Origin of the sequence: Streptomyces sp. NPDC005925, assembly GCF_040638805.1 — a bacterium.
GTDB lineage: Bacteria > Actinomycetota > Actinomycetes > Streptomycetales > Streptomycetaceae > Streptomyces.
Map to the genome: position 1 here is coordinate 195,843 of NZ_JBEXVL010000008.1, position 23,915 is coordinate 219,757.

Below are 23,915 nucleotides of genomic sequence, written 5' to 3' on the forward strand. Positions count from 1 at the left end.
TCAGTCCGGGGCTGACCGTTTGGAGAGGGAGAGGGACCGGCAGACCGGCGGCCACCGGGCCGCCCCGAGCCCACGGGCGGGTCCGCCGACGCGTCAGGGGACCGGCGGTCTGGTGCCTGGCCGTATGCGTGGCCCCTACCCCTTGCGTCCCCACGCCGAGATCATCGGGGCCGTCGTGAGGTCCATGGCTCCGGTGGCCACGTTCGCGAGGTGGCGGTCGATGTCCTCGTCGGTGGCGAGACCCGCGGAGACCAGCTGATCGCGGATCTGCCGAACCGTCGCGGACTCCAGCGCGGCGCAGGCGGGCGAGGTGAGGGGGAAGTAGGCGTCGGCTGCCACCTGGTGCAGTCCCGCCTCGCGGAGGAGCCGCGGAAGCCTGCGGCCGTAGGAGAGGTCGGCGCCGCGGTCGGCGAGCAGCTTGCGGAAACCGTGCCGAAGCCGGTTCGCCAGCCGCTGTTCGGGGCCGTGCTCGTCGGGGCAGATCAGGGGCTGCAGTGCGGGATCGGCGTCTTCGACGAGGAGCCGTCCGCCGGGCCGCAGCGCCTTGATCATCGAGGCCAACGCCCGCTCCCGGTTGGGTACATGAACCAGGACGAGCCGGGCGTGCACCAGGTCGAACCCCTCCTCCGGCGGTGCCTCGGCGCTCACGTCGTGGACGCGGACGTCCACCGGCGGGTGTGCCGCGGGGGTCAGCAGCGAGGTGTCGATGTCGGTCGCCACGACCTTCCCGGTCGGGCCCACTCTCTTGGCCAGCCACGACACCACGGACGTACCGCCGGCGCCAACCTCCCAGCAGCGCCAGCCCGGTCCGATGCCGAGTCCCTCGATATGGCGGAAGGTCGTGGGGTCGAAGAGGTCGGCGAAGGCGTCGAAACGCTCCCCCGCCTCCGTCTGCTGGTTGGCCAGGAGATAACCGTCGGGTCGCGTCATACCGCGATCATCCCAGGTGTCCCACTTGTCCGGTGCGGGCGGCGCGGCGCCGCCGGCGAGACCGCCCACGTCCGGCCGGACAGCAGACGGGTACCGGACGCGACGGTCAAGGACCCTGTCCAGCGGGGCCGGCCGGTTGTCCACAGCCGGGAACCAAGCGGAATACGGCGTTTCCACAGGTTCGTTCGCCGCTCGGCGTCACCTGGCAAACTGGCCCGACCAGGGCGCGGAGACGCGGCGCGAGGAGATCCACGCAAGGAGATCCAGATGTCCATGGCAGGGAATCTGCGGAAGGTCACGAGCATCGGTGGCGTGGGTGGCCTGCGCAGAGTGGCACGGCTGGCCCGTCGGCGCCCGCGCGTGGACCTGAGCCACCCGGCCCGTTCCCCACTGGGCTCCTCGGTGGTCAACTGCGTGACGTATCAGGACGGTTGCCGGGTCTCCATGGGCGGCGATCTGGTCGAGGCCGTGCGGCAGGTGCGCAAGAGCGGCGAGGGTTTCGTCTGGATGGGGCTGCACGAGCCGACGAACCAGGAGTTCGCCGGCATCGCCGACCTGTTCGATCTGCACCCCCTGGCGGTCGAGGATGCCGTCGAGGCCCATCAGCGGCCCAAGCTGGAGCGGTACGGCGAGACGCTCTTCGCGGTGTTCAAGACAGTGTGCTATGTCGAGCACGACCAGCTGACCGCCACCAGCGAGGTGGTGAACACGGGCGAGATCATGGTGTTCACCGGCGAGGACTTCGTGATCACGGTGCGGCACGGGCGGCACGGCTCGCTGGGACCGCTGCGCGAGGAGCTGGAGTCCGCGCCGCAGCAGCTCGCGAAAGGCCCCTCGGCGGTACTGCACGCGATCGCGGACCATGTGGTCGACGACTACCTGTCCGTCATCGACTCCGTGCACGACGACGTCGACGAGGTGGAGACGGCCGTGTTCGCCGAGCAGGGCGTCCATGTCGACCCGGGCAGGATCTACCAGCTCAAGCGCGAACTGCTCGAGTTGAAACGGGCGGTGGTGCCGTTGAATCGCCCCCTGGAGGACCTCGCCGCGCGGCCCATACGCGTGGTCGACCCGGAGATACAGGCGTACTTCCGGGACGTCTCGGACCATCTGCAGCGAGCCGTCGAGCAGATCGCCGCCTTCGACGAACTGCTCAACTCCATCCTCCAGGCACACCTCGCGCAGGTCACGGTCGCGCAGAACGAGGACATGCGCAAGATCACGGCCTGGGCCGCGGTGGTCGCCGTGCCGACGATGGTGTGCGGGGTGTACGGCATGAACTTCGACCACATGCCGGAGCTGCACTGGCGGTTCGGCTATCCCCTGGTCGTCGGTGTCATATCCGTCGCCTGTCTGGTGCTGTACCGGGGCTTCCGGCGCAACGGCTGGCTGTGACGGGCGCCAAGGAGGCGTGCCGGGCGGCTCAGGCTCGGCGCGCGGAGCTCTTGGCGTAGACGCTCTCCGCCCAGCTCGCGATCTGGTCGTCGGCCAGGTGCCGGACGAGATCGGACTCGCTGATCATGCCGACGAGCCGCTTGTCGTCGATGACGGGCAGTCGGCGGATCTGGTACTCCTGCATCTCCCGCAGGACGTCGCCGATGTCGGCGTTCGCGTCGATCCAGCGCGGAGTGCCCCGGGCCATGTCGCCCGCGGTGACCCGAGCCGGGTCGCGGCCCTCGGCGACACAGCCGACGACGATGTCGCGGTCGGTCAGGATGCCGCAGAGCCGTTCGTTCTCGTCGCTGATGGGCAGGGCACCGACGCCCAGCTCGCGCATCAGCTGGGCGGCGCGGTCGAGGGTTTCGTGGGCGGGGATCCACTGGGCGCCGCGGTGCATGATGTCTTTGGCGGTGGTCATGCGCTGCCTCCTGGTGCCGAACGGCCGGCGCGGTGCGGGGGCGCACCGCTGGTCCCGGCGTCCACATTCTCGCCGCGGTGCCTGGCACTCGCACGCGGAGCGGGGCGGGGGCGGAGCTGCCGCAGGAGGGCTGGGCCGGTCCTCCGCCATGTCCCTCCCGGGGTGGCCGGGTGCGGGTTTCTCCCGGGGTGGTCGGGGGCGATCTCTCCAGGGGTGGCCCGGAGGCAGGTCCCTCCCGGGGCGGGCGTCGGGGACGGCCGCCGTTGTCGGGGGGAGCGACCGGTTAGGCCGGCTCACGCCGGATGACGCGGACCCGTTCCGCCCGGCGGCGGCGAGGGTCAGGTCCAGCCGGTCCACGCCGGGTGATGCGGGTCGTCGGCGCGCACCAGGACGTCGGCGGTGGCCGCGGGGTCGGTCACGTCCGCGTAGCGCTCGAAGACGGGCAGGGTCCAGTGGTCGGCCTCGGCGGTGCGGCGGCGCAGCGCGCCCGGGGAGAGGAGGACGTGGACGGTCAGGTCGAAGGGGAACCAGTGACGCAGGAGGAGGGGGCCGTGCATCAGGAGGACGCCACCGGGCGGGAGGCGGACGTAGGGGCTGCGGGTGGCTCGATCGGTGACGGGGTCCCACAGGTCGGGCAGGACGCGTCCGTCGCCGCCGGGCTCGAGAGGGCCGAACACCTCGCGCCACAGGGCGCCGGTGTCGTACCAGCCGTTCTCATAGGACTCCGGGTCCCGGCGTCCGTGCTCCAGGCGCAGCGAGGCCGGGCGCAAGAAGCCCTCCGTGCCGACGACGAGCGAGGGTCGGCCGCCGGCGCGCAGCGCTTCGCTGACGCGTTCGGCGAGGTCACCGGTGCGTGCGGCCGGAGCACCGTCGAAGGCAGCGCGTGGCCAGGGACTGCCGTCGGCCGGCGCCAGGTCGAGCAGGCGCTCGGCGAGCAGGTCGCCGAGCCGTTCCCAGGTGATCGCTTCGAGTCGCACAGGCCCATGATGCGCCGTCCGTCGGCGGACTCGACGGGCCGCCCGGCCCTCCGAAGGGGACTCGCCGTGCGAGAGCGGGCTTCGCGGCGCCGGGCATGCCCGGCCCCCGGAAGGGGACGCCCGGAGGGGGACACGCGCTCGCCGTGCGGGGGCAGGGCTTTGCGGCGCGGGTGCCGATGGTCTGCCGGTGGGACGACGGGTTTGTGCACCCCACCCCGTTCCCTCCGACGGTCTGCCGGTGGGCGACGGGTTTGTGCTCCCGCTCCCGGAGGAAGACCGCCGGCCCTGGCCGCGGGTTCCGCACACGCCGCCACCCGCCGACCGAGGCGACGGACGGCGGGTGGCGGACGGCTGGCGAAGGACCGGTGGGAGGACCGCCGACGAGCGGCCAGCCCGGCTATCAGTGGCTGAAAGGGTGACTGGTGAAGGAGGCAATCAACTGTTAATGATCAACTCAGGACGTGCTCAGGAGGAAAACGGCGGTCAGGACAGGAGGAAGTCCGCCTTTCCCGCCTTGGCGCCCTCGATGAAGGCGGTCATCTCGTCGGAGGTGTAGATCAGCGCCGGCCCGTCGGGGTCGGTGGACTGCCGAACCGCGATCCGGCCGTCGGCGAGTTTCATCGCCTCCAGGCAGTTGCCTCCGTTGCCACCGCTCCACGGCTTGTGCCAGCCTTCGCTCCCCAGCTCACGCGCCGGCATGCCGTTGTAGATCCCCTCGGTGCGGACCCGCCGCTGGGGCTCGGACGTGATGCGTTTCATTCACAGCTCCTTGCGGAAATCCCGAAGGATCTCCTTCGTGCGGTGTGCCGTGGCGGCCAGTGCCGCCATGCGGTCCATGACCTCGAGGTGGGTCGCCACCTCGGTACGGGCGTCGAGGTAGACGGCGCCGGTCAGGTACTCGCTGTAGACCATGTCCGGAAGCTCGGGCATGGCGAATCGGAACAGCACGAACGGCCCGTAGGTGCCGGGATGCGGCCCTTCGTCGAACAGCGCGATCTGCAGCGTCACGTTGGGCAGATCCGCGGCCTCGAGAAGTCTGTCGATCTGGGCGCGCATCACCTCCGGACCACCGACCTGGCGCTGCAGCGCGGTTTCCTCCATCACGACCCAGATCCGGGGTGCGTTCTCCCGGGTGAGCAGATCCTGCCGTTGCATGCGCAGGGCGACGTGCCGCTCGATGTCCTCGGGCCGGGTCTGGCCAATGGCGCCGCACCGCAGCACCCCGCGCGCGTAGTCCTCGGTCTGCAGCAGGCCGGGGACGAAGTGGGGCTCATAGCCGCGGATCAGGGCGGCGGCGCCCTCCAGGCTGACGTACATCGAGAACCAGCCGGGCAGGATGTCGTGGAAGCGCTGCCACCAGCCGGGTTTGTTGGCGTCCTCGGCGAGCTGGACAAATCCGTCGGCCTCGGCCTCCGGGACTCCGTAGGCCTTCAGCAGCAGTTGGAGGTACGGGATCTTGAGGGCCACCTCGGCCATCTCCATACGGCGGACCGTGGCGGGTGCGACGCGGAGAATGGCGGCGGCCTCCTCGCGCTTCATCCCGGCGCGTTCCCGCAGGTCCAGCAGGCGCCGGCCGAGGACGACCTGTCCGACCGTCGGCGCGGACCGCGGTTCGCTCACGCTCCACCTCCACAGAAGAATGCACTGACTCGGAATCCACGACGGGTTGCTGAAAGATCCCGACAGCCGGGCGGCGCCGCTCGAAGACCTGTTCGAAGACCGGGGCGATCTTCTTGATCTCAATTGGCGCCGCTCGACGTGCTGTTGCCAGCAGTGTGCCACGCCACCCCACCGCGTCATACAGCACTCTGCATTTTCCAGAGTGATGCTTGCCAAGTGTCCGCGGCGGGGCGATAGTGGCAAGCGTGATTCCGTCCGCGCCCTTAGGAACAGACGCCGCCGCAGTCCCGCTCGGCCTCGACGCCATTACGGCAGTCACCCCTCACGGGGCGGCCGAGCAGCGCCGGTTCCGCTTCGAGCTGGCCGCACATCCGGGCTCCCCCGCGCAGGCGAGACGCCTGACACGCGCACGGCTGAACGGCTGGTCGGTCTGCGAGGACACCTGCGACACCGCGGCCCTCGTAGTGTCCGAGCTGGTCACCAACGCGATCGTGCACACCGCCAGCACGCACATAGTGTGCGAACTGCACGACGGCGACGACCTGCTCCGTATAGCCGTGCGTGACGAGGGGTGCGCACCGGGGCAGCCCCACGCGCCGGCCGGGCAGCGCCCCGAGGACGAGCACGGGCGCGGGCTGCTGCTCGTCGACACCCTGTGCCACGCCTGGGGCACCCGCGAGCAGGGCGCGGGACTGCTGGTCTGGGCCGACCTGCCGCGCGGGGCGGATACATCGCGCGTCCCGTCCGGACCGCGCAACGACCTGGGCTGGGGTGCCCGCCCGAAGCCTGGCGCGTCCGGCGGCTCGGACACGGACGACGAGGCGGAAGCACACACGGGATCGGGGGCCGAATGGGCGTGAGCACCGCGTCCGCCGGCCGGGCCATGTGCCTGGACACGCTGATCGGCCTGCAGCGCGGACTGCGGCCGTCCGGTACACCCCGGCGACTGGCCGTGCCCGACGGCATGACCGCTCCGCTGGGCTGCGACGCAGTGGCGGTACCCGCCCGCTTCGGTCCCCTGATGATGCCCCGGTTGCCCCGAGTGGGGTGCGTCTACAGCGATGAGACGCACTGGTGGTGGATTGTTCCGTCGGACTCCGACTACGCCCTGGAGTGGCCCGCACCCGCGCGCTACGCCGCCGGTGCGGTCGTCCCCGACGCGCCGAGGGCGCCGGGCCTGATCCACCGGCCGGACGGAACCGTCCCCTACACGCCGCCCATTCCGCTCTACCTGGCCCTGTGCCGACTGACGAACACAACCCCGAACTGGTCACGGCCGGTCAACGCCTGAGGCTTTCGACAAGGTCGCGCAAGGTCTCGCAAGCCCTGTCCGGCAGGCCGTTCGATGAGCATCCGGGATGTGAATCCACCCAGACGCCACACGGGCTCGAGCGCCGGTGATCAGCAGACTCAACCGCTTGCAGAGCCCGGCGGCGTGCACCGCACGTCGGTGTGCGACATCGCGTGCGCGAAGACCGTACGCAGTGCCACCGCGGGCTTCAGGCGGCCGCGTCGATCGCCGCGTCGCCGCGCACGACGACCAGGAACATGTCCGTCGCGAGGTCCATGACCACCTCGGCCGACAGGCCCTCCAGACGCCGCGCCTGCGCGAACTCCTCCGCCGGCCACGAGCCGCGCGGCCCGCCGGCGGGAAAGCGCTCGAGCACCGTTCGCCCGCTCACCCTGCACCTCCATGTAGCGCTGTACTGGTGTAGTTAAACGCCATGGAGACCCGTGATGCCTCGTGGAGCGACGGCAATGAGACATAGTTGACACGCGTTCACTGCCGAAAGCGGGCACAAACTCGGCATTTCGGGTGGTTGATTACGCTCCGTCGCGGTTCGCGTACGGTGTCGTATACGCTCGCGCGGGCGATGAGGGCATGCCCCCTCCGAAGGCGGATCGCATTTCGGTCCGCACACGAGCGCCGTTCACGGCGTCGCACCGTCAGTCCTCGCACCCTGCGGATGTGGCGTCCTTCGGACCCGGCACCCCTCGGACCTGGCACTCTTCGGACCTCGTGCCTGCGATCCTCGCACCCCTCAGTCCTCGTACTCGTCGTGGTAGCGAATGCGGGCGCTACCCGCGGGCGCCCCCAGCGTCGACGCACGCCCCTTGGGTTCCTCCCATTCCTCCTGCCGCCCCAGGGCCGTCAGGTCGAGCAGGCTCGTGGTCGAGCCGAGCCCGTCGAGGCCCCGCTCGTACGTCGAGTAGGTGTGGAAGACCCGGTCGCGGTCGCGCAGGAAACAGCTGAGGCCGGGCCGCTCGAGAAGCTCCCCGTCGTGCTCCAGGGTCACCTCGAAGTCGCGGTTGAAGTCGCACAGGTACGAGGAGTACCACGGCACCGTCCAGCCCATCCGTGCCTTGAACGGCAGAATCCGGGTGTACGGCGCCCGGGACACGGTCGCGAACGTCGTACCCCGCGCCTTCATGTGGGCGAGGTGCCCGATCTGGTCGAGGAAGGCGGAGCAGCTGCGGCAGCCCGACTCCCACTCGGGGGCGAACATGAAGTGGTAGACGACCAGTTGGTCCCGGCCGTCGAACAAGTCGAGGAGCGAGGCCCTGCCGTCGCCGCCTTCGAAGACGTACTCCTTCTCCACCTCGACCATGGGCATTCTGCGCCGCTCGGCGTTGAGCGCGTCCCGGGCACGCGTGGCCTCCTTCTCCCTGGCGAGCAGGTCCTGGCGTGCGACGCGCCACTGGTCGCGCGAGACGATGTCGGGAAGCGACATGAGCCCTCCTGTACAGCGGTCCGATCTTTGTGGTGACCGCCGCGCCGTACGGAACTCATCGCTCGCCGCGGTATTCCTTTTCGACGGTCCCGGCACTCCGGCACTCTGGCACTCCGGCGAAGGGGTGTGGGGGACGCGCGACGGTGATGCCGCCCGCTCAGGTGTCGTACTCCTGGATGCGCCGGCCGTGGCCGCGGTCCACGAGCGCGGGCAGCCGCTCCTCCAACTCCTCGGCGACCGCGGCCACGTCGATCGTCAGCAGCTCGCGGTCGCGCATCAGGACGCGTCCGTCGACGATCGTCGTACGGACGTCTGCGGAGCGGGCACTGTGCACCAATGTGGCGGCGAGGTCGTGCACGGGCCGGGTGTGCGGTCCGGTGAGGTCCACGAGGACGATGTCGGCCCGGCGTCCCGGCGCGATGCTGCCGACAGTGTCGCCGAGGCCCACGGCGCGGGCGCTCTGCAGCGTTGCGTGGTGCAGAGCCTGACGGGAGGTCAGCCAGCGCGGGTCACCCGCGGTGGACTTCTGGATGAGGGAGGTGAGCGCCATCGACTCCCACACGTCGAGGTTGTTGTTGGAGGCGGCGCCGTCCGTGGCCAGTCCGACGGGGATGCCGATGTCGCGCAGGCCCCGTATCGGCGTGGTGGTGGGCCAGGCGAACTTGAGGTACCCGCGGGGCGCGCTGGCGACGGCGGTCCGGCCCTCGGCCGCGGCCAGCAGCGGCAGGTCGTGTTCGAGGATGCCGGTGCCGTGCGCGATGAGGACGTCGGTGTCGAGGATCCCGGTGTGGGCGAGGACCTCGATGGGGGTCCGGCCGTGCCGGGTGAGGCTGGCGTCGGTCTGGTCGCGGTTCTCGGCGGCGTGCAGGTGGACGGGCAGGCCGTGGGCGCGGGCGAGTTCGGCGGTGACGGCGAGGTCGTCGTCCGTGACGGTGTAGGGGGCGTGCGGGGCGAGGGCCGTGGTGATGCGGCCGCCGGCCGTGCCGCGCCGCCGCAGCGCGAAGTCGAGGGACTTCTCCCGGCCCTCCGGCCCCTGCGAGGAGAAGTAGGTCTCTCCGAGCAGGGCCCGCATCCCGCACTCGGCGACGACGGACGCGACGGCCTCCATCGCGAAGTAGTGGTCGGCGAAACACGTGACGCCACCGCGGATCATCTCGGCGCATGCCAGCCGCGCGCCCAGGTCGACGTGTTCGGCGGTGAGGTTGGACTCGACGGGCCAGACGACGTCGTTGAACCACTCCTCGGTGGGCAGGTCCTCGGCGAGGCCGCGCAGCGCGACCATCGGCGCGTGGGTGTGGCAGTTGACAAGTCCCGGCATCGCGACCTGGCCGCGTGCGTCGATGTGCTCGACGGCGGACAGTCCACCGGTGGCGGCGGCGCTCGTCACAGCCTCGATGACACCGTCGCGTACGACGACGGCGGCGTCCCGCGCGAATCCGATCCGTTCCTCGTCGTCGTGCACGAGGACGGTGCAGCCGGTGATGAGGAGGTCGACGGTGACCTCCGCGGTGGCAGGCCTCATGCCGCCACGGTACGACGCGGAGGCCGGTCGGACGACCTCCCGGACGATGCGGAACTCGCCACCGTCCGGTGCCGTCCGGGCCAGGGCCAGGACCAGGTCCCAGGGCCGGCCGGCGGCGTTCTCCCGCAGCGCGCTCGGACAGCCGTCGGGCTGTCTTACGCGTCACCCAGCCAGCCGACGGCCCGCAGGTCGGCGGGGTCGAAGGCGCCGCGGTAGTAGATCGCCAGGTCCCAGTCACTGTCCGGGCGTGCGGAGCCCTGTGCGCGGGAGCCACCGAGGGCCACGGCCCGTACGCCGGGCAGCGCGGCGAGCCGGTAGGCAACGGCGTCGAGGAAGGCTCCGTCGGCGGGTGAGGACACGGCGACGGCTCCGGCCGGTCGGGGGCGTGGTGGTCAGAGATCGCCGGAAGCGTAAGCCTCGCCTCCCGGCGCACGCACGACAACAAGCGGGGCTCGAGCCGGATGTGCGCCACGTGTGGCGCCGGAGCGGACATCCAGGTGACAGGCATCGAAGCCGGCGTCACGGCGGCCGACACACCGCAGACCGCCCACCGCATCACACCGCACACCGCACACCGCAAGACCGCAGACCGCAGACCGCAGACCGCAGACACGCAACGACCGCACACCTACCTGCACACGCCCGCGCACACCCCCGCACACGCCCCAGCCCTCACCCGCGGCCGTACTTGTCCGTCGCCGCCACCAGCGCGTCCGTCATTCCCGGGGCTCCAGCGCCGTGTCCCGCCTCGTCCACGACGATCAGCTCGCTGCCGGGCCAGGCATGGTGCAGCCGCCATACGATGCCGAGCAGATTGCCCAGGTCGAGGCTGCCCTGGACCATCGTGCCGGGGACGTTCTTGATGAGGGACGCGTCGCGCAGCACGACTCCGTCGTCGTTGCCCGCGCCGAGGAAATGGTCGTTGCCGAAGTAGTGCGTCACCGTGCGGGCGAAGCCCATCCGGAACGCCGCGTCCTCGAAGCGTGCCACCGAGCGGGGCGGTGCCGGAATGATCGCTGTCTCCCAGTCGGTCCAGCCACGCGCCGCCCGCTCACGCACCGCGGGATCGGGCGACTCGATGAGCCGGTTGTACGCGGCGGCCAGGTTCCCGTCCCGCTCGTCCTCGGGAAGCAGGCCGAGGAACCGCTCGAAGGCTTCCGGGAAGAGCGTGCCCAAGCCTCGCGTCAGCAGCGTCACCTCACGGTTGGAGCCGGTCGCCACCCCGGCCAGCACCAGTTCGGACACCATCTCCGGATGTGTCTGCGCGTACCGCAGTCCGAGCACCGATCCCCACGAGACGCCCCACACGAGCCAGCGCTCGATCGCCAGGTGCCGGCGCAACACCTCCAGGTCGGCCATCACATGCTCGGTCGTGTTGACACGCATGTCGGTGTCGTACGCGCTCGCGTGCGGCGTGGAACGCCCGCACCCCCGCTGGTCCAGCAGCACGATCCGGTAGACGGCGGGGTCGAACAAGCGACGGAAGTAGGGGCTGCTGCCGGAACCCGGCCCGCCGTGCAGCACCAGTGCCGGTTTGCCCCGCGGGTTCCCGCAGGTCTCCCAGTAGATGCGGTTGCCGTCACCGACGTCGAGCATCCCGCCGTCGTACGGTTCGATCTCCGGATACAGGCCCATCAGCGCACCGTAACGTCCACGGACCGGGCCGGTCATCTCACTTTTCCGGGGCCACCGTGAGGCCCGCCACCCGCGCCGCCGTACGCAGCACCTCCCGCAGCATCTCGGGGGTGAGCCGCCCGGTGAAGGTGTTGCGCTGGCTGACGTGAAAGCAGCCGAACAGTTCCAGCGGCCGGGCGACACCGCCGTCAGGTTGCTCCCGGACGTCGGGCTCGCCCCGGTCACCGGACACGCCGATGCCCTCATCCGCGCCATGCGCGCCGGACGCGCCGGACGCGCCAGGCGCGCCGGACGTGCCGGGGGCCCCGGTCTCGCCGGTCGTGCCGGAGGCGCTGAGGGGCAGCCGGGCACCGTGGGCGAACACCGGCCGCGGTCTCGGCACCGTCCAGCCCGCCTCCGCGAACGCCGGCAGAGCGGCCTGCCAGCCGAAGGCGCCGAGTACGACGACGGACCGCAGCGTCGGCCGCAGCAGCCGCAGCTCTCGCACCAGCCAGGGCCTGCAGGTGTCGCGCTCGCCCGGCGTGGGCCGGTTCGCGGGAGGCACGCAGTGCACGGGCGACGTCACCCGCACCCCGTGCAGCTCCAGCCCGTCCCCGACCCCGACGGCCGTGGGCTGCGACGCGAGGCCCAGGTCGTACAGCGCCCGGTACAGCACGTCCCCGGAACGGTCCCCCGTGAACATGCGCCCTGTCCGGTTGCCGCCGTGCGCCGCCGGGGCGAGGCCGACGATCAGCAGTCGCGCGTCGGGCGGCCCGAAGCCGGGTACGGGCCGGCCCCAGTAGGTCTCGTCGGCGAAGGCGGCACGTTTGACGGCGGCCACCTCCTCCCGCCAGGCGACCAGCCTCGGACAGGCCCGGCAGTCCGAAATCCGCCGGTCGAGCGCGTCGAGGCCGCTGATGTCCATGCCCCCACGGTAGGCCGCCGGAATTTCCCACGCCCTGCCCCGGTCCCGGTATTAAGGTCGGGTGCATGGTTGCCAAGGACGTGGACCACGACAGGGCGGACGGAACAGCCGGGGCTGCTCGGCATGGCGGCCCTCGCCGCGCCGGCCGGACACGCACGGGAGAAACCCCAGCCGGCACGGAAACCGGAGCCCACGCCGGTACCGCGGCCACCACGGGCCCCGACGCCGATGCCGGTGCTGACGCCGCGGCCGGTGCCGACTCCGGCGCCGGAAGCACCCGCGGTCCCGAGTACGGCGCGTCCGCAGCCACTCTCGACCCGAAGGTCGTTGCCGCCCTGGCCGCTGCCGAGGCCGCCGGTCCGAAGAGCGGTGACACCGTCCGCGTCGACAGCTGGATCTGGGCCGTCCGCCTGGTCAAGACCCGCTCCGCCGGAGCCACCGCCTGCCGGGGCGGCCACGTCCGTGTGAACGGCGAGCGCGTCAAGCCCGCCCACTCCGTCCGCGTCGGCGACGAGGTGCGGCTGCGGCACGAGGGACGGGAGCGGATCGTCGTCGTCAGGCGTCTGATCCGCAAGCGGGTCGGCGCCCCCGTCGCCGTTCAGTGCTACGTCGACAACTCCCCGCCGCCCCCGCCCCGCGAGGCCGTTGCACCGGCCGGGATCCGGGACCCCGGTGCCGGTCGCCCGACCAAGCGGGACCGCCGTGAGCTGGAGCGCCTGCGTGCCCTGAAAGGTCTGAGCAAGCCGGGCGGCCGGCCGAGCGGCGGACGGTAGGCAGCGGACACGGCTCAAGGGACGGAACCGTCCGCGGACGACGAGGGGCGAGCTGCGTACCCGGGCACGGCTCCCTCTTCCTCCCCGACGACGTCACCGTCGCGACAGGCTCAGTATGCGGATCAGATCCGCGTTGTGTCCGCGCCGGGCCCATGCGATGAGGGCGAGCGGCAGAATGAGAAGGAGCGGCGTGGCGGCGTACTCGCCGTCGAACACGGTGACCTGGACGACGAACGCGCCCACCATCAGCGCGCTCAGCGCCGTGGCCGCGACCGATTGCAGCAGAGGTACCAACAACGCGACAGCGCCGGCGAGTTCGAGTGCGCCGATGGCGTACATGCCCGCGCTGCCCCAGCCCAGTTCGTCGAACGACTCGACGGCGGAGGAATGCGCGATCAGCTTGGGGACGGCACTCGCGATGCCGAAGAAGAGCGCGAGAAAGACCTGCAGAGCGCGCAGGGCGACGCGGGCGAACCGGCCACGGCCGCGCGTGGGCTCGGCGACGGCTGAAGCGGTGTTTCCGGACATGGTGTCTCCTGTGTGAACCGGTCGTGTGCTGTCACAGAAGAAGACCTCCAGGACCCCGGCAACTCATCGCTCCCCGAGAGCCTGTTCGCACCGAAACGCTCCCCGGCCCGCTACGGAGACGCCACCGACCGAGTGACAGCGGCGCGGGAGCAGTCGTAGGAGCGTGCCGGACGGTACGGCAACGCGTCCGGCCGCGGGCCACGCGGCGTGGCAGCCGGGGAAAGAACGGACCACATCGCCCCCGCGGCGCTCAGGATTCGAAGCGCGCGGCCTTCAGGTACTCCGGTTTCGGGTCCAGGGCTGCCGCCAGCCGGAAGTGTCGTTGCGCCTGGTCGAGGCGGCTGAGACGCTCGTAGGTGCGGGCTAGCGCGAAGTGGGCGAAGGCGTTGTCGGGCTCGCGTTCCAGGACGACGCTGAATTCCAGTTCGGCGGGGCGCAGTTGCGCGGCGGCGAAGAAGGCGCGTGCGCGCAGCAGTCGCGCCGCGGTGTTCTCCGGGTGGGCGGCGACCACCTCGTCGAGCAGTTTCACCGCGCCCCGCGGATCACGTGCGGCGAGCAGTTGCTCGGCGGCACGGAAGTCGATGACATGGGTCTCCGGAGTACGTCCGGTCGATCCGCTGTTCTCGGGCACGGCAGAGTCCTTCCCACGCTGAACGGGTTCAACGCGCGACCGGCGGGCCGCTATTCCTCCGGCTGCCCGGGCTGCTGCGGCGTCCCGTGGGTGCGGCGGGAGAGCTCCGCCCACACGTCCCGCACGCGTCGGCGCAGTTCCTCCAGCGGTACGTCGTTGTCGATGACGATGTCCGCGATCTCCCGCCGCTGCTCACGGGTGGCCTGGGCCGCCATGCGTGCCCGCGCGTCCTGCTCGGTCATGCCCCGCTGCCGGACCAGCCGGTCGAGCTGGGTCCCGGAGCTCGCGTCCACGACGATCACGAGGTCGTACAGCGGTGCGAGGCCGTTCTCCGTGAGCAGCGGGACGTCGTGGACGACGACGGAGTCGTCTGCGGCGGCGTCCTCCAGTTCGCTGGAGCGAGCACGGACCAAGGGGTGCACGATCTCGTTCAGGACGGCCAGCTTCTCCGGGTCGGAGAAGACCACGGAGCCGAGTTTGGGCCGGTCCAGGCTGCCGTCCGGGGCGAGTACCTCCGCGCCGAAGGCCGCAACCACAGCAGCGAGGCCGGGCGTCCCCGGCGCGACGACCTCGCGCGCGATGCGGTCCGCGTCGATCAGGACCGCCCCGTACTCGACGAGCAGCCGTGACACCTCGCTCTTGCCGGCGCCGATCCCGCCGGTCAGACCCACCTTCAGCATGAACGGCAGCTTAGGCCCTGCCACCCGACCAGCCCGCGCCGGGACGGCCGACCGGCGCCGAGCCTGCGGTGTCCGACCGCCGGTGGAGACCCCACGCGGCGTCAACCAGTGTCAGCGAGCCTGATGCCCGGCCACAGGGAGGCGCCCGTCGGCGGTTAGCCCTCCCCTTCCCGCTCCGCCAGGAACCGTTCGAACTCGCGCCCGATCTCGTCCGCCGACGGGATCTCGACGGGTTCGGCGAGCATGTTGCCGCGGGTCTCGCCGCCCGCGGCGGCGTCGTACTGGTGCTCAAGGCCCTGGACGAGCGCGGTGAGTTCCTCGTCGCCCTCCTGGATCTGACGGTCGATCTCCGTCTGCGTCCGGTGCGCGGCCGTACGCAGCCCGTGGGCGATGCCGGGCAGGACCAGACCGGTCGCCGCCGTGATGGCCTCCAGGACGCTCAGCGCCGCGTCCGGGTACGTGGAGCGGGCGATGTAGTGCGGCACGTGCGCGGCGACGCCCAGGACGTCGTGCCCGGCCTGCGTCAGGCGGTATTCGACGAGGGCCTCCGCGCTGCCGGGCACCTGGGCCTCCTCGAAGGGGCTGCGGTGGCCAGGGACGAGGTCGACGCGGTTGCCGTGCGGGGTGAGGCCGACGGGCCGGGTGTGCGGGACGCCCATCGGGATGCCGTGGAAGTTGACGGACAGGCGCACGCCGAGACGCTCCACGACCTCGCCGACGGCGGCGGCGAAGCTCTCCCACTCGATGTCGGGCTCCGGGCCGGACAGCAGCAGGAAGGGTGCCCCGGTGGTGTCCTGGAGGAGCCGCACCTCGATGGCGGGTTCCTCGTAGTCGGTCCAGCGGTCGCGCTGGAACGTCAGCAGCGGGCGCCGGGCCCGGTAGTCGACGAGCCGGTCGTGGTCGAAACGGGCGACGAGTTGGTGGGGCTGCGAGTCGAGCAGCCGGTCGACGATCTGGTCGCCGGTCTCCCCCGCGTCGATGTAGCCGTCGAAGTGGTAGAGCATGACAAGGCCGGCCGATTGCTGGGCGAGTGCCATGTCGACCACGGCCAGGCCCTTCGGCTCCCATGCGTACAAACCCTGCGGATCAGGCACAGTGACCGCTCCTCCTCGTGTTCCCACTGCACAACGTGGTGCGGGACCAGCGCATTCCCCCCGTGCACCTGATCAGGCCGTCTTTACCGCTCCTTTCCCTTGGAGACCGCGCATCGCCGGGCGCGCACCACCTTGTCACGCACCCGGCACACACCCGCACGCACGCGTGGATGTGATCACGGCGCGGCGGCCGCTCGCGCGCGAGCAGGCGTTCCTGGACGAGGGACCCCCGCGGTCAGCGGTCAGCGCGGGCACGGCTGAGGGCCCGCATCCACGAAGGATGCGGGCCCTCAGTTCACGAGCTACTGCGCAGTGATCAGCTCCTGCTCAGTGGTCAGCTCTGGCCACCGGCGAGCTTCTCGCGGAGCGCGGCCAGCGCCTCGTCCGAGGCAAGCGCGCCGGAGTTGTCCGGGCCCTCGGAGGAGTACGAACCGCCGCCGCCACCACCGGATGCGGCCGGAGCGGCAGCCTCGCCGCCCTCGGCGGCAGCAGCGGCGTCCGCCTCGCGGGACTTGATGACCTGCGCCTGGTGCTGCTCGAAGCGCTGCTGCGCCTCGGCGTACTGGGTCTCCCACACCTCGCGCTGGGTCTCGTAGCCCTCGAGCCAGTCGTTGGTCTCGGGGTCGAAGCCCTCGGGGTAGATGTAGTTGCCCTGGTCGTCGTACGACGCGGCCATGCCGTACAGGGTGGGGTCGAACTCGACCACCGACGGGTCCGAACCGAAGGCCTCGTTGGCCTGCTTCAGCGAGAGGCTGATGCGGCGGCGCTCGAGGTCGATGTCGATGACCTTGACGAAGATCTCGTCGTTGACCTGGACGACCTGCTCCGGGATCTCCACGTGGCGCTCGGCCAGCTCGGAGATGTGGACCAGACCCTCGATGCCCTCGTCCACGCGGACGAACGCACCGAACGGAACCAGCTTCGTGACCTTGCCGGGCACGACCTGGCCGATCTGGTGGGTGCGGGCGAACTGCTGCCACGGGTCTTCCTGGGTCGCCTTCAGCGACAGGGAGACGCGCTCGCGGTCCATGTCGACGTCCAGGACCTCGACCGTGACCTCCTGGCCGACCTCGACGACCTCGGAGGGGTGGTCGATGTGCTTCCAGGAGAGCTCGGAGACGTGGACCAGACCGTCGACGCCACCCAGGTCCACGAAGGCACCGAAGTTGACGATCGAGGAGACCACGCCGGAGCGGACCTGACCCTTCTGCAGGGTCGTGAGGAAGGTCTGGCGGACCTCGGACTGGGTCTGCTCCAGCCAGGCACGGCGGGACAGGACCACGTTGTTGCGGTTCTTGTCCAGCTCGATGATCTTGGCCTCGAGCTCCTTACCCACGTAGGGCTGGAGGTCGCGGACACGGCGCATCTCGACCAGGGAGGCCGGGAGGAAGCCGCGGAGGCCGATGTCGAGGATGAGACCACCCTTGACGACCTCGATGACGGTACCGGTGACGATGCCGTCCTCTTCCTTGATCTTCTCGATGGTGCCCCAGGCACGCTCGTACTGGGCGCGCTTCTTCGAGAGGATCAGGCGGCCTTCCTTGTCCTCCTTCTGAAGGACAAGGGCCTCGATCTCGTCACCGACGGCGACGACCTCGTTCGGGTCGACGTCGTGCTTGATCGAGAGCTCTCGGCTCGGGATGACACCTTCGGTCTTGTAACCGATGTCGAGCAGGACCTCGTCCCGGTCGACCTTCACGATGACGCCGTCGACGATGTCGCCGTCGTTGAAGTACTTGATCGTCTCGTCGATCGCGGCGAGGAAAGCTTCCTCGTTACCGATGTCGTTGACCGCTACCTGCGGGGTGGTTGCGGTGGTCTCGGTGCTGCTCGTCATGTGGGAAAGGGCTCCGGTACGGACATTGAAGTCGTAGGTACTGCTTACGCCGGGAGCCCGTTTCGCTCTGAAGAAGCCGGACAGCCAAGGAAGCGCCACACAAAATCCTTAGTGGCGCCTCGAAAACCGAGGGGACTACAACAGATGCGAGCGCGACCTGCTACGTCTGAGGTGCGCAGGCCCGCAGCGCAACTTGTAGCATACGGGGGCAGCCGGACAGGGTCAATGCGCGAATCGCGCACCCGGGGCGGATCGCCGTATATCCGGCGCAGAACCTGTCTGTCGAGGCCATGAAGGCCCCGGGCCGCCCCTCTCGCGCGAGGCACGAGAGCCACCGGGACGGGCCGGACGGAAGAGTACGACGAGGGAGCCGATCATCCAAGAGCCCGTGGCGTCCGAGCCCGAGGCCACCCGTCGGAACGCCGGAGTCGCGGAAAGCGTCCGGGCGAACCGTGGCTGGTGGGACCGCAACGCGGACGAATACCAGACCGAGCACGGCACGTTCCTCGGCGACGACCGGTTCGTCTGGGGCCCCGAGGGCCTGGACGAGGTGGAGGCCGAGCTGCTGGGCCCGGCCGAGGACCTGAAGGGGAAGGACGTCCTGGAGATCGGAGCCGGGGCCGCACAGTGCGCGCGCTGGCTGGCCGCGCAGGGCGCCCGCCCGGTCGCGCTGGACATCTCGCACCGGCAGCTCCAGCACGCGCTGCGGATCGGCGGGGCGTTCCCGCTGGTGTGCGCCGACGCGGGCACGCTGCCCTTCGCGGACGGCTCCTTCGACCTGGCGTGTTCGGCGTACGGGGCGCTGCCCTTCGTCGCGGAGCCGGTGCTGGTGCTGGAGGAGGTGCGCCGGGTGCTGCGGCCTGGGGGCCGGTTCGTGTTCTCGGTGACGCATCCGATCCGCTGGGCGTTCCCGGACGAGCCGGGCCCGGAAGGGCTCGGCGTCTCGGGCTCCTACTTCGACCGCACGCCGTACGTCGAGCAGGACGAGCGGGGCCGGGCGGTGTACGTCGAGCACCACAGGACGCTCGGCGACCGTGTCCGGGACGTCGTCGGGGCGGGCCTCCGGCTCGTGGACCTGGTGGAGCCGGAGTGGCCGGCGTGGAACACCGCGGAGTGGGGCGGCTGGTCCCCGCTGCGTGGCGGCCTGATCCCCGGCACGGCGATCTTCGTGTGCGAGCGGGACTGAGGCCGGAGTTTTCCACAGGCTCGGGGGACGAGTCGCGCCGTCGTACGACACTGGGGGCGTGATCCGTTACGACGCACTGGACGGGCTGCCCGTCCGTACCGCTCTGCCCGCGCTCGACGACGCCCTGGCCGGGCACGGCACCGCCGTGCTGGTCGCCCCTCCCGGGACCGGCAAGACGACGCTGGTGCCGCCGACGCTCGCAGGGCTGCTCGGCGAGGGGCCGGCGCGGCGGGTGGTCGTCGCCGAGCCGCGGCGGATCGCGGCACGGGCCGCGGCCCGGCGCATGGCGTGGCTGCTGGGCGAGAATCCCGGACAGAGCGTCGGCTACACGGTGCGCGGGGAGCGGGTCGTGGGGCGGCACACGCGCGTGGAGGTCGTGACGACCGGCGTGCTGCTGCAACGGCTGCAGCGGGACCAGGAACTGTCCGGCGTGGACGTGGTGGTGCTCGACGAGTGCCACGAGCGGCATCTGGACGCCGACACGGCGGCGGCGTTCCTGTGGGACGTACGGGAAACACTGCGTCCGGAGCTGCGGCTGGTGGCCGCGTCGGCGACGACCGACGCCGAGGGCTGGGCGCGGCTGCTGGGCGGGGCGCCGGTGGTCGAGGCTTCGGGTGCCTCGTACGACGTGGAAGTGGTGTGGTCGCCGCCGGTTCGCCCGGTGCGGCCGCCGCACGGGATGCGGGTCGACCCGGCGCTGCTCGCGCATGTGGCGTCGGTGGTGCGGCGGGCGCTGGCCGAACGGGACGGGGACGTGCTGTGTTTCCTGCCGGGCGTGGGCGAGATCGCCAGGGTCGCCGGTCAGCTGACGGACCTCGGCCGTGTGGACGTGCTGCAGGTGCACGGGCGGGCGCCGGCGGCCGTGCAGGACGCGGTGCTGGCGCCCGGGGAGCGGCGCCGGGTGGTGCTGGCGACGTCGGTGGCGGAGTCGTCGTTGACGGTGCCGGGGGTGCGGGTGGTCGTGGACTCGGGGCTGGCGCGGGAGCCCCGGGTCGACCACGCGCGCGGGCTGAGCGCGCTGACCACGGTACGGGCCTCGCAGGCGTCGGCGCGGCAGCGGGCGGGGCGGGCCGGGCGTGAGGCGCCGGGCACGGTGTACCGGTGCTGGGCGGAGGCGGAGGACGTGCGGCTGCCGCGTTTCCCGGCGCCGGAGATCAAGGTGGCCGATCTGACGGCGTTCGCGCTGCAGGTGGCGTGCTGGGGGGATCCGGACGCGTCCGGGCTCGCGCTGCTGGATCCCCCGCCGGGCGGGGCGATGGCGGCGGCGCGGCGGGTGCTGTCGGCGGTGGGGGCGGTGGACTCCGCGGGGCGGGCCACCGAGCGGGGTGCGCGGCTGGCGCGGCTGGGCCTGCATCCGCGGCTGGGGCGGGCGCTGGTGGACGCCGCGGCGACGGTCGGCGCGGAGCGGGCCGCCGAGGTGGTGGCACTGCTCAGCGAGGAGGCACCGCGGGACTACGGGGACGACCTCGCCGGCGCGTTGCGGGCCGCGCGGCGTGGCGGTGACGCCTATGCGGCGCGGTGGCGTGCCGAGGTGCGGCGGCTGCGGGCCGTGGTGGGCGAGGTGGCCGGGTCGGGCGCTTCAGGCTCCGTACCGGAGGACCGTGCCGTCGGGCTGGTGGCCGCTCTCGCCTTTCCCGAGCGGGTCGCCGGGGCGGACGGCGGCTCGTATCTCATGGCTTCCGGGACCAGGGCCGAGCTCTCCGAGGGGTCCGCGCTGCGGGGCGCGCCGTGGATCGCTGTGGCTGTGGCCGACCGGCCCGTGGGCAGGGGGCACGCGCGGGTGCAGCTCGCGGCGGCGATCGACGAGGGCACGGCCCGGCTCGCGGCCGGTGCGCTGCTGCGGGCGGACGACGAGGTGCGCTGGAACGACGGGGATGTCGTCGCGCGGCGGGTGGAGCGGCTGGGAGCGGTCGAGCTCGCCGTGCGTCCGATGCGGGACGCTGCCGCCGGTCTCGTGCGCGAGGCACTGCTGGACGGGCTGCGGCGCGAGGGCCTGGGGCTGCTGCGGTGGTCCGCGGATGCCGAGGTGCTGCGGCAGCGGCTCGCGTTTGTGCGGCTGCACCTGGGCGACCCCTGGCCCGACGTCGGCGACGACGCGCTGCACGCGCGCGTGGACGAGTGGCTGGAGCCGGAGCTCGGCCGGGCTCGGCGGCGGGCGGATCTGGCGCGCATCGATGCGGGGCGGGCGCTGGCCCGGCTGCTGCCCTGGGCGTCGGGGGAGGCCGGGCGGCTGGACAAGCTCGCTCCCGAGCGGTTCACCGTGCCGAGTGGGTCCGGGATCCGGATCGACTACTCCCGTCCGGAGCAGCCGGTGCTGGCCGTGAAACTCCAGGAGATGTTCGGGCTGCAGGAGTCGCCCCGGGTCGCCGGAGTGCCGGTCGTGGTGCACCTGCTCTCGCCCGCCGGGCGGCCCGCCGCCGTCACCGCCGACCTCGCCTCTTTCTGGCGGGACGGCTACAGGGGCGTACGGGCCGAGTTGCGCGGGCGGTACCCGAAGCATCCGTGGCCCGAGGATCCGGCGACCGCCGAGCCGACGCGGTACACCAACGCCCGGCTGCGACGGTGACGGCCACGCATGTCGCGCACTCATCCGCGTACGTACACGCGCGCAGGGCGCCCCTCCTGGAACGGAAGGACGCCCTGGCGGGGTACGGGCTATGCGGTCGGGGTCGGCGACGGGGTGGTCGGGGCCGGCTCCGTCGACTCGGCGGCGGTCACGGTCAGTTCGACCGTGAGGGTCGCGCCGCCCGCGGTGGTGACGCGGAGCAGGTACGTGCCGCTCGTCTCGTCCGCGTAGAGCTTCGGCAGCTTCAGCAGGCCGTCCGCGTCCGTCTTCAGGCCGGTGAGGGTACGGACGGCCCTGCCGTCGGCGTCCCTGAAGTACGGGCCCTTGTCGTTGACGGTGGGGTCGTCCGCCGACTTGATCAGGGTGGCGGTGGCGGCGACGCCGTCCGCGACCGCGTCCTTGTAGGTGGCCCTGACCTCGACCTGGCTCGCGAACTCGCCGCCGGCGGGGCAGGTCAGGGCGGCCTGGTCGGTGCGGGTGAGGGCGTCGGCCGCGCGTTCGGTGACGGACGCCGCATAGTCCAGGCCCGGGACGAGGCGGCCGACGACGGTGGCGCGAATCGTGAAGTCGCCCGTCTTCTCGCCCGCGAGGAGGCTGGGCGCGACCGCGACGCCGGAGCTGGTGGTGGGGGCCGTGGCGACGGTCTCGCCGTTGGAGAAGGTGGCGTCGGTGGAGCCGGTGATGGTGAAGCGAACGCGCACGGTGGCGACCGGCTTGCCGTCCTCGGTCTCCGCGCGGGCGCTGACCCGCCCGGTGAACGCGTCGCCGGCCATCGCGGTGAGCGTCCCGGTCCCCGCGTCCTCCAGGTGGTGCACCGTGTCGGTGGGCGTGGGCGTGGGCGGGGGCGTGGTGGGGGGCGGCGTCGTCGGGGGAGGCGTGGTCGGGGGCTCGGTCGTGGGCGGCTTGGGGCTCTGGCTTCCGCCGCCCGGCTTGCCCGACTCGCCGGGCTTCGGGGTGGACGGGGCCGACGGCCGGGTGTGCGAACCCGGGTCCTGCCGGCTGTCGCTGCGGCCCCCGGGAAGGGCTCCGGTGCCGTCCGGGATCTCGTGCGAGCCCTTGCGGTAGTACTCCAGCCACGACAGGACCGTGTGGAGGTAGTCCTGCGAGTTGTTGTAGCTGAGGATCGCGCGGTTCATGTCGGCCTGCACGGACAGGTCCCAGCCGAAGCGGCACAGGTAGTGACCGGCGGCGAGGGCCGCGTCGTAGACGTTGTTGGGGTCCTTCTTGCCGTCGCCGTTGCCGTCGCGGCCCGCCCAGGCCCAGGTGGACGGGATGAACTGCATGGGGCCGACGGCGTTGTCGTAGCGGCTGTTGCCGTCGTAGACGCCGTCGTCGGTGTCCTGGATGAGGGCGAAGCCGTTGCCGTCGAGCTGGGGGCCGATGATCGGGGTGATCGTGGTGCCGTCGGCGCGGACGCGGCCGCCGCGCGCCTGACCGGACTCCACCTTGCCGATGGCGGCGAGGATCTGCCACGGCAGGTTGCAGCCGGGCTTGGACGCGCCGAGGGCGGCGGCTGCCTTCTTGTACGCGTCGAGGACGGTCGCGGGGATGCCGGACTCGGCCGAGCCGGGCGTGACGGCCGTGCCGTCCGTCGGCGACGGCTTCGGGCTGTGCAGCGGCGGAAGATCCGTGTAGTAGGGCGAGTTGCCGGTCGCGCTGTCGGCGTTCGCGTCGGGCGACGACGTACTGTCGGCGGTGGGCTGTCTGCCCTGGTCCCCCGGTCCCGTACCGGGAGCCTGGGACGCCGCCAGAGCCGCGACCGCGGCCGCGGCCACAGCGGTGGTCGCCGCTCCCTTGCGCAGCCTCGTGCCGAAATGCGCCGTCATGGAGTGAACCCCTCCCATGGACGCCGGAGCGCCCGTCTCTGCGTGGTGTGCCCGCCCTGCTTGTGACGATCGGCCCGCCGCGACGGTTGCCCTCGTCAAGCCAGTTGCTCGCCGGCTCGCGTGGACCGTGTGACACCGGTGTGCAGTTGTGCTGCGGTTCGGGCGGTTTGCGCCGCGCTCCCCGCACTCCCGGCACATCGACCCAGGTGACCCTACGACAACTTGCCGGGCTCGGACAGTCGTTCGTGCCCGGTTTCCGCCGGTTGACCGACTTGGACAGCCAGGTGTCCGGAACTCGGGGCGCGCAGGGGGACGTGGGCGATCTTCAGGCCCCTGGGGGCTTCGTCAACGGCTCTCCCGAGTGGCCCGGTTACTCCCTCACGCTTTCCGCCCCCGGCCATGCGCCGACCGCGCCGCCTGCCCTGCGCACCGACGGGACGGGCCGCGGACCGTGGGCACCGGCTGCCCTCGTGGCGGGTTGGCTCGCGCCCGGCATGACCCACTACGCGGCGAGTGTGCTGTCCGGAGTGGCGGAGTTCGGGGACCTGACGCATTCCGAGCGGGACGTGCCCACGGTCGACGTGGCCGTCGCGTCGCGTGGGCGCCGGGGGGCTTT

22 protein-coding genes and 2 pseudogenes are annotated in these 23,915 nt (G+C 71.7%); 7 read left to right on the plus strand and 17 right to left on the minus strand.

The window, feature by feature from the left end:
• Positions 1 to 135: 135 nt before the first annotated feature.
• Positions 136 to 930 (minus strand): methyltransferase domain-containing protein, encoded by a 795-nt coding sequence (locus ABZ354_RS13415; protein ID WP_358656152.1) that lies wholly within the window; start codon positions 928 to 930, stop codon positions 136 to 138.
• A 267-nt stretch (positions 931 to 1,197) separates the two neighbouring features.
• Between ABZ354_RS13415 and ABZ354_RS13420 the strand changes: the two genes are divergently transcribed.
• Positions 1,198 to 2,325 carry a magnesium and cobalt transport protein CorA gene (locus tag ABZ354_RS13420; RefSeq protein WP_358656154.1) on the plus strand — a complete coding sequence of 376 codons (1,128 nt, stop codon included), beginning with the start codon at positions 1,198 to 1,200 and terminating at the stop codon, positions 2,323 to 2,325.
• Between the two features lie 28 nt (positions 2,326 to 2,353).
• Here the strand turns inward: ABZ354_RS13420 and ABZ354_RS13425 are convergent, their stop codons facing one another.
• The 4 genes from ABZ354_RS13425 to ABZ354_RS13440 form a co-directional block, all read right to left on the minus strand.
• Positions 2,354 to 2,788, minus strand: coding sequence for a CBS domain-containing protein (locus ABZ354_RS13425; RefSeq protein WP_358656156.1), 435 nt, complete (start codon positions 2,786 to 2,788; stop codon positions 2,354 to 2,356).
• A gap of 338 nt (positions 2,789 to 3,126) precedes the next feature.
• Complete coding sequence (locus tag ABZ354_RS13430; RefSeq protein ID WP_358656158.1) at positions 3,127 to 3,765, minus strand: uridine kinase; 639 nt, start codon at positions 3,763 to 3,765, stop codon at positions 3,127 to 3,129.
• Positions 3,766 to 4,248: 483 nt separating this feature from the next.
• Positions 4,249 to 4,524 carry a DUF397 domain-containing protein gene (locus ABZ354_RS13435; RefSeq protein ID WP_358656160.1) on the minus strand — a complete coding sequence of 92 codons (276 nt, stop codon included), beginning with the start codon at positions 4,522 to 4,524 and terminating at the stop codon, positions 4,249 to 4,251.
• Positions 4,525 to 5,385, minus strand: a complete 861-nt coding sequence (locus ABZ354_RS13440) for a helix-turn-helix transcriptional regulator (protein WP_358656162.1) — start codon at positions 5,383 to 5,385, stop codon at positions 4,525 to 4,527. It lies immediately after the preceding gene.
• Between the two features lie 236 nt (positions 5,386 to 5,621).
• Between ABZ354_RS13440 and ABZ354_RS13445 the strand changes: the two genes are divergently transcribed.
• Both ABZ354_RS13445 and ABZ354_RS13450 read left to right on the plus strand, forming a co-directional pair.
• Complete coding sequence (locus ABZ354_RS13445; protein WP_358656164.1) at positions 5,622 to 6,245, plus strand: ATP-binding protein; 624 nt, start codon at positions 5,622 to 5,624, stop codon at positions 6,243 to 6,245.
• Positions 6,236 to 6,676, plus strand: coding sequence for a hypothetical protein (locus tag ABZ354_RS13450; RefSeq protein ID WP_358656166.1), 441 nt, complete (start codon positions 6,236 to 6,238; stop codon positions 6,674 to 6,676). The genes ABZ354_RS13445 and ABZ354_RS13450 overlap by 10 nt, the downstream gene beginning before the upstream one ends.
• Positions 6,677 to 6,884: 208 nt before the next feature.
• Here ABZ354_RS13450 and ABZ354_RS13455 read toward each other — a convergent pair whose 3' ends face one another.
• The 6 genes and pseudogenes from ABZ354_RS13455 to ABZ354_RS13480 form a co-directional block, all read right to left on the minus strand.
• Complete coding sequence (locus ABZ354_RS13455; RefSeq protein ID WP_358656168.1) at positions 6,885 to 7,067, minus strand: hypothetical protein; 183 nt, start codon at positions 7,065 to 7,067, stop codon at positions 6,885 to 6,887.
• Between the two features lie 360 nt (positions 7,068 to 7,427).
• On the minus strand, positions 7,428 to 8,117 hold the full coding sequence (locus ABZ354_RS13460) for a DUF899 domain-containing protein (protein WP_358656170.1): 690 nt from the start codon (positions 8,115 to 8,117) through the stop codon (positions 7,428 to 7,430).
• A 157-nt stretch (positions 8,118 to 8,274) separates the two neighbouring features.
• Entirely contained in the window at positions 8,275 to 9,639 is a 1,365-nt protein-coding gene (locus ABZ354_RS13465) for an amidohydrolase (RefSeq protein WP_358656172.1), read from the minus strand.
• Positions 9,640 to 9,800: 161 nt separating this feature from the next.
• A pseudogene (locus ABZ354_RS13470) lies at positions 9,801 to 9,998 on the minus strand (nucleotidyltransferase domain-containing protein); the annotation flags it as partial.
• A 313-nt stretch (positions 9,999 to 10,311) separates the two neighbouring features.
• Entirely contained in the window at positions 10,312 to 11,274 is a 963-nt protein-coding gene (pip, locus tag ABZ354_RS13475; protein ID WP_358656173.1) for a prolyl aminopeptidase, read from the minus strand.
• Between the two features lie 37 nt (positions 11,275 to 11,311).
• Positions 11,312 to 12,178, minus strand: a complete 867-nt coding sequence (locus ABZ354_RS13480) for a uracil-DNA glycosylase (RefSeq protein ID WP_358656174.1) — start codon at positions 12,176 to 12,178, stop codon at positions 11,312 to 11,314.
• A gap of 65 nt (positions 12,179 to 12,243) precedes the next feature.
• Between ABZ354_RS13480 and ABZ354_RS13485 the strand changes: the two genes are divergently transcribed.
• Positions 12,244 to 12,951, plus strand: coding sequence for an RNA-binding S4 domain-containing protein (locus ABZ354_RS13485; protein ID WP_358656176.1), 708 nt, complete (start codon positions 12,244 to 12,246; stop codon positions 12,949 to 12,951).
• Positions 12,952 to 13,044: 93 nt separating this feature from the next.
• Here ABZ354_RS13485 and ABZ354_RS13490 read toward each other — a convergent pair whose 3' ends face one another.
• The 5 genes from ABZ354_RS13490 to rpsA form a co-directional block, all read right to left on the minus strand.
• On the minus strand, positions 13,045 to 13,479 hold the full coding sequence (locus ABZ354_RS13490; protein ID WP_358656178.1) for a DoxX family protein: 435 nt from the start codon (positions 13,477 to 13,479) through the stop codon (positions 13,045 to 13,047).
• Positions 13,480 to 13,729: 250 nt separating this feature from the next.
• On the minus strand, positions 13,730 to 14,110 hold the full coding sequence (locus ABZ354_RS13495) for a tetratricopeptide repeat protein (RefSeq protein ID WP_358656180.1): 381 nt from the start codon (positions 14,108 to 14,110) through the stop codon (positions 13,730 to 13,732).
• 50 nt (positions 14,111 to 14,160) lie between these two features.
• The gene (coaE, locus tag ABZ354_RS13500; protein ID WP_358656182.1) at positions 14,161 to 14,790 is read right to left on the minus strand and encodes a dephospho-CoA kinase; all 630 of its coding nucleotides are present in this window, start codon (positions 14,788 to 14,790) and stop codon (positions 14,161 to 14,163) included.
• A gap of 155 nt (positions 14,791 to 14,945) precedes the next feature.
• Positions 14,946 to 15,884, minus strand: a complete 939-nt coding sequence (locus ABZ354_RS13505; protein WP_358656184.1) for a PAC2 family protein — start codon at positions 15,882 to 15,884, stop codon at positions 14,946 to 14,948.
• Positions 15,885 to 16,218: 334 nt separating this feature from the next.
• The gene (rpsA, locus tag ABZ354_RS13510) at positions 16,219 to 17,721 is read right to left on the minus strand and encodes a 30S ribosomal protein S1 (RefSeq protein WP_358656186.1); all 1,503 of its coding nucleotides are present in this window, start codon (positions 17,719 to 17,721) and stop codon (positions 16,219 to 16,221) included.
• 388 nt (positions 17,722 to 18,109) lie between these two features.
• Between rpsA and ABZ354_RS13515 the strand changes: the two genes are divergently transcribed.
• Together ABZ354_RS13515 and hrpB are read left to right on the plus strand one after the other, a co-directional pair.
• A complete protein-coding gene (locus ABZ354_RS13515) occupies positions 18,110 to 18,907 on the plus strand; it encodes a class I SAM-dependent methyltransferase (RefSeq protein WP_358656188.1) in 798 nt (265 codons plus the stop codon).
• Between the two features lie 58 nt (positions 18,908 to 18,965).
• A complete protein-coding gene (hrpB, locus tag ABZ354_RS13520) occupies positions 18,966 to 21,473 on the plus strand; it encodes an ATP-dependent helicase HrpB (RefSeq protein WP_358656190.1) in 2,508 nt (835 codons plus the stop codon).
• A gap of 89 nt (positions 21,474 to 21,562) precedes the next feature.
• Here hrpB and ABZ354_RS13525 read toward each other — a convergent pair whose 3' ends face one another.
• Positions 21,563 to 23,299 carry a lytic murein transglycosylase gene (locus ABZ354_RS13525; RefSeq protein WP_358656192.1) on the minus strand — a complete coding sequence of 579 codons (1,737 nt, stop codon included), beginning with the start codon at positions 23,297 to 23,299 and terminating at the stop codon, positions 21,563 to 21,565.
• Positions 23,300 to 23,721: 422 nt separating this feature from the next.
• Between ABZ354_RS13525 and ABZ354_RS13530 the strand changes: the two are divergent.
• Positions 23,722 to 23,892, plus strand: a pseudogene (locus ABZ354_RS13530) (DUF4184 domain-containing protein); the annotation flags it as partial.
• Positions 23,893 to 23,915 lie beyond the last annotated feature (23 nt).

Excerpts from the sequence above, each read along its gene's own strand:
- ABZ354_RS13415 (WP_358656152.1), bottom strand. The coding sequence starts at position 930 with ATGACGCGACCCGACGGTTATCTCCTGGCCAACCAGCAGACGGAGGCG.
- pip (WP_358656173.1), bottom strand. The coding sequence starts at position 11,274 with ATGGGCCTGTATCCGGAGATCGAACCGTACGACGGCGGGATGCTCGAC.
- ABZ354_RS13450 (WP_358656166.1), top strand. The coding sequence starts at position 6,236 with ATGGGCGTGAGCACCGCGTCCGCCGGCCGGGCCATGTGCCTGGACACG.
- ABZ354_RS13485 (WP_358656176.1), top strand. The coding sequence starts at position 12,244 with ATGGTTGCCAAGGACGTGGACCACGACAGGGCGGACGGAACAGCCGGG.
- ABZ354_RS13420 (WP_358656154.1), top strand. The coding sequence starts at position 1,198 with ATGTCCATGGCAGGGAATCTGCGGAAGGTCACGAGCATCGGTGGCGTG.
- ABZ354_RS13525 (WP_358656192.1), bottom strand. The coding sequence starts at position 23,299 with ATGACGGCGCATTTCGGCACGAGGCTGCGCAAGGGAGCGGCGACCACC.
- ABZ354_RS13490 (WP_358656178.1), bottom strand. The coding sequence starts at position 13,479 with ATGTCCGGAAACACCGCTTCAGCCGTCGCCGAGCCCACGCGCGGCCGT.
- ABZ354_RS13480 (WP_358656174.1), bottom strand. The coding sequence starts at position 12,178 with ATGGACATCAGCGGCCTCGACGCGCTCGACCGGCGGATTTCGGACTGC.
- ABZ354_RS13465 (WP_358656172.1), bottom strand. The coding sequence starts at position 9,639 with ATGAGGCCTGCCACCGCGGAGGTCACCGTCGACCTCCTCATCACCGGC.
- rpsA (WP_358656186.1), bottom strand. The coding sequence starts at position 17,721 with ATGACGAGCAGCACCGAGACCACCGCAACCACCCCGCAGGTAGCGGTC.
- ABZ354_RS13425 (WP_358656156.1), bottom strand. The coding sequence starts at position 2,788 with ATGACCACCGCCAAAGACATCATGCACCGCGGCGCCCAGTGGATCCCC.
- coaE (WP_358656182.1), bottom strand. The coding sequence starts at position 14,790 with ATGCTGAAGGTGGGTCTGACCGGCGGGATCGGCGCCGGCAAGAGCGAG.
- ABZ354_RS13435 (WP_358656160.1), bottom strand. The coding sequence starts at position 4,524 with ATGAAACGCATCACGTCCGAGCCCCAGCGGCGGGTCCGCACCGAGGGG.
- ABZ354_RS13460 (WP_358656170.1), bottom strand. The coding sequence starts at position 8,117 with ATGTCGCTTCCCGACATCGTCTCGCGCGACCAGTGGCGCGTCGCACGC.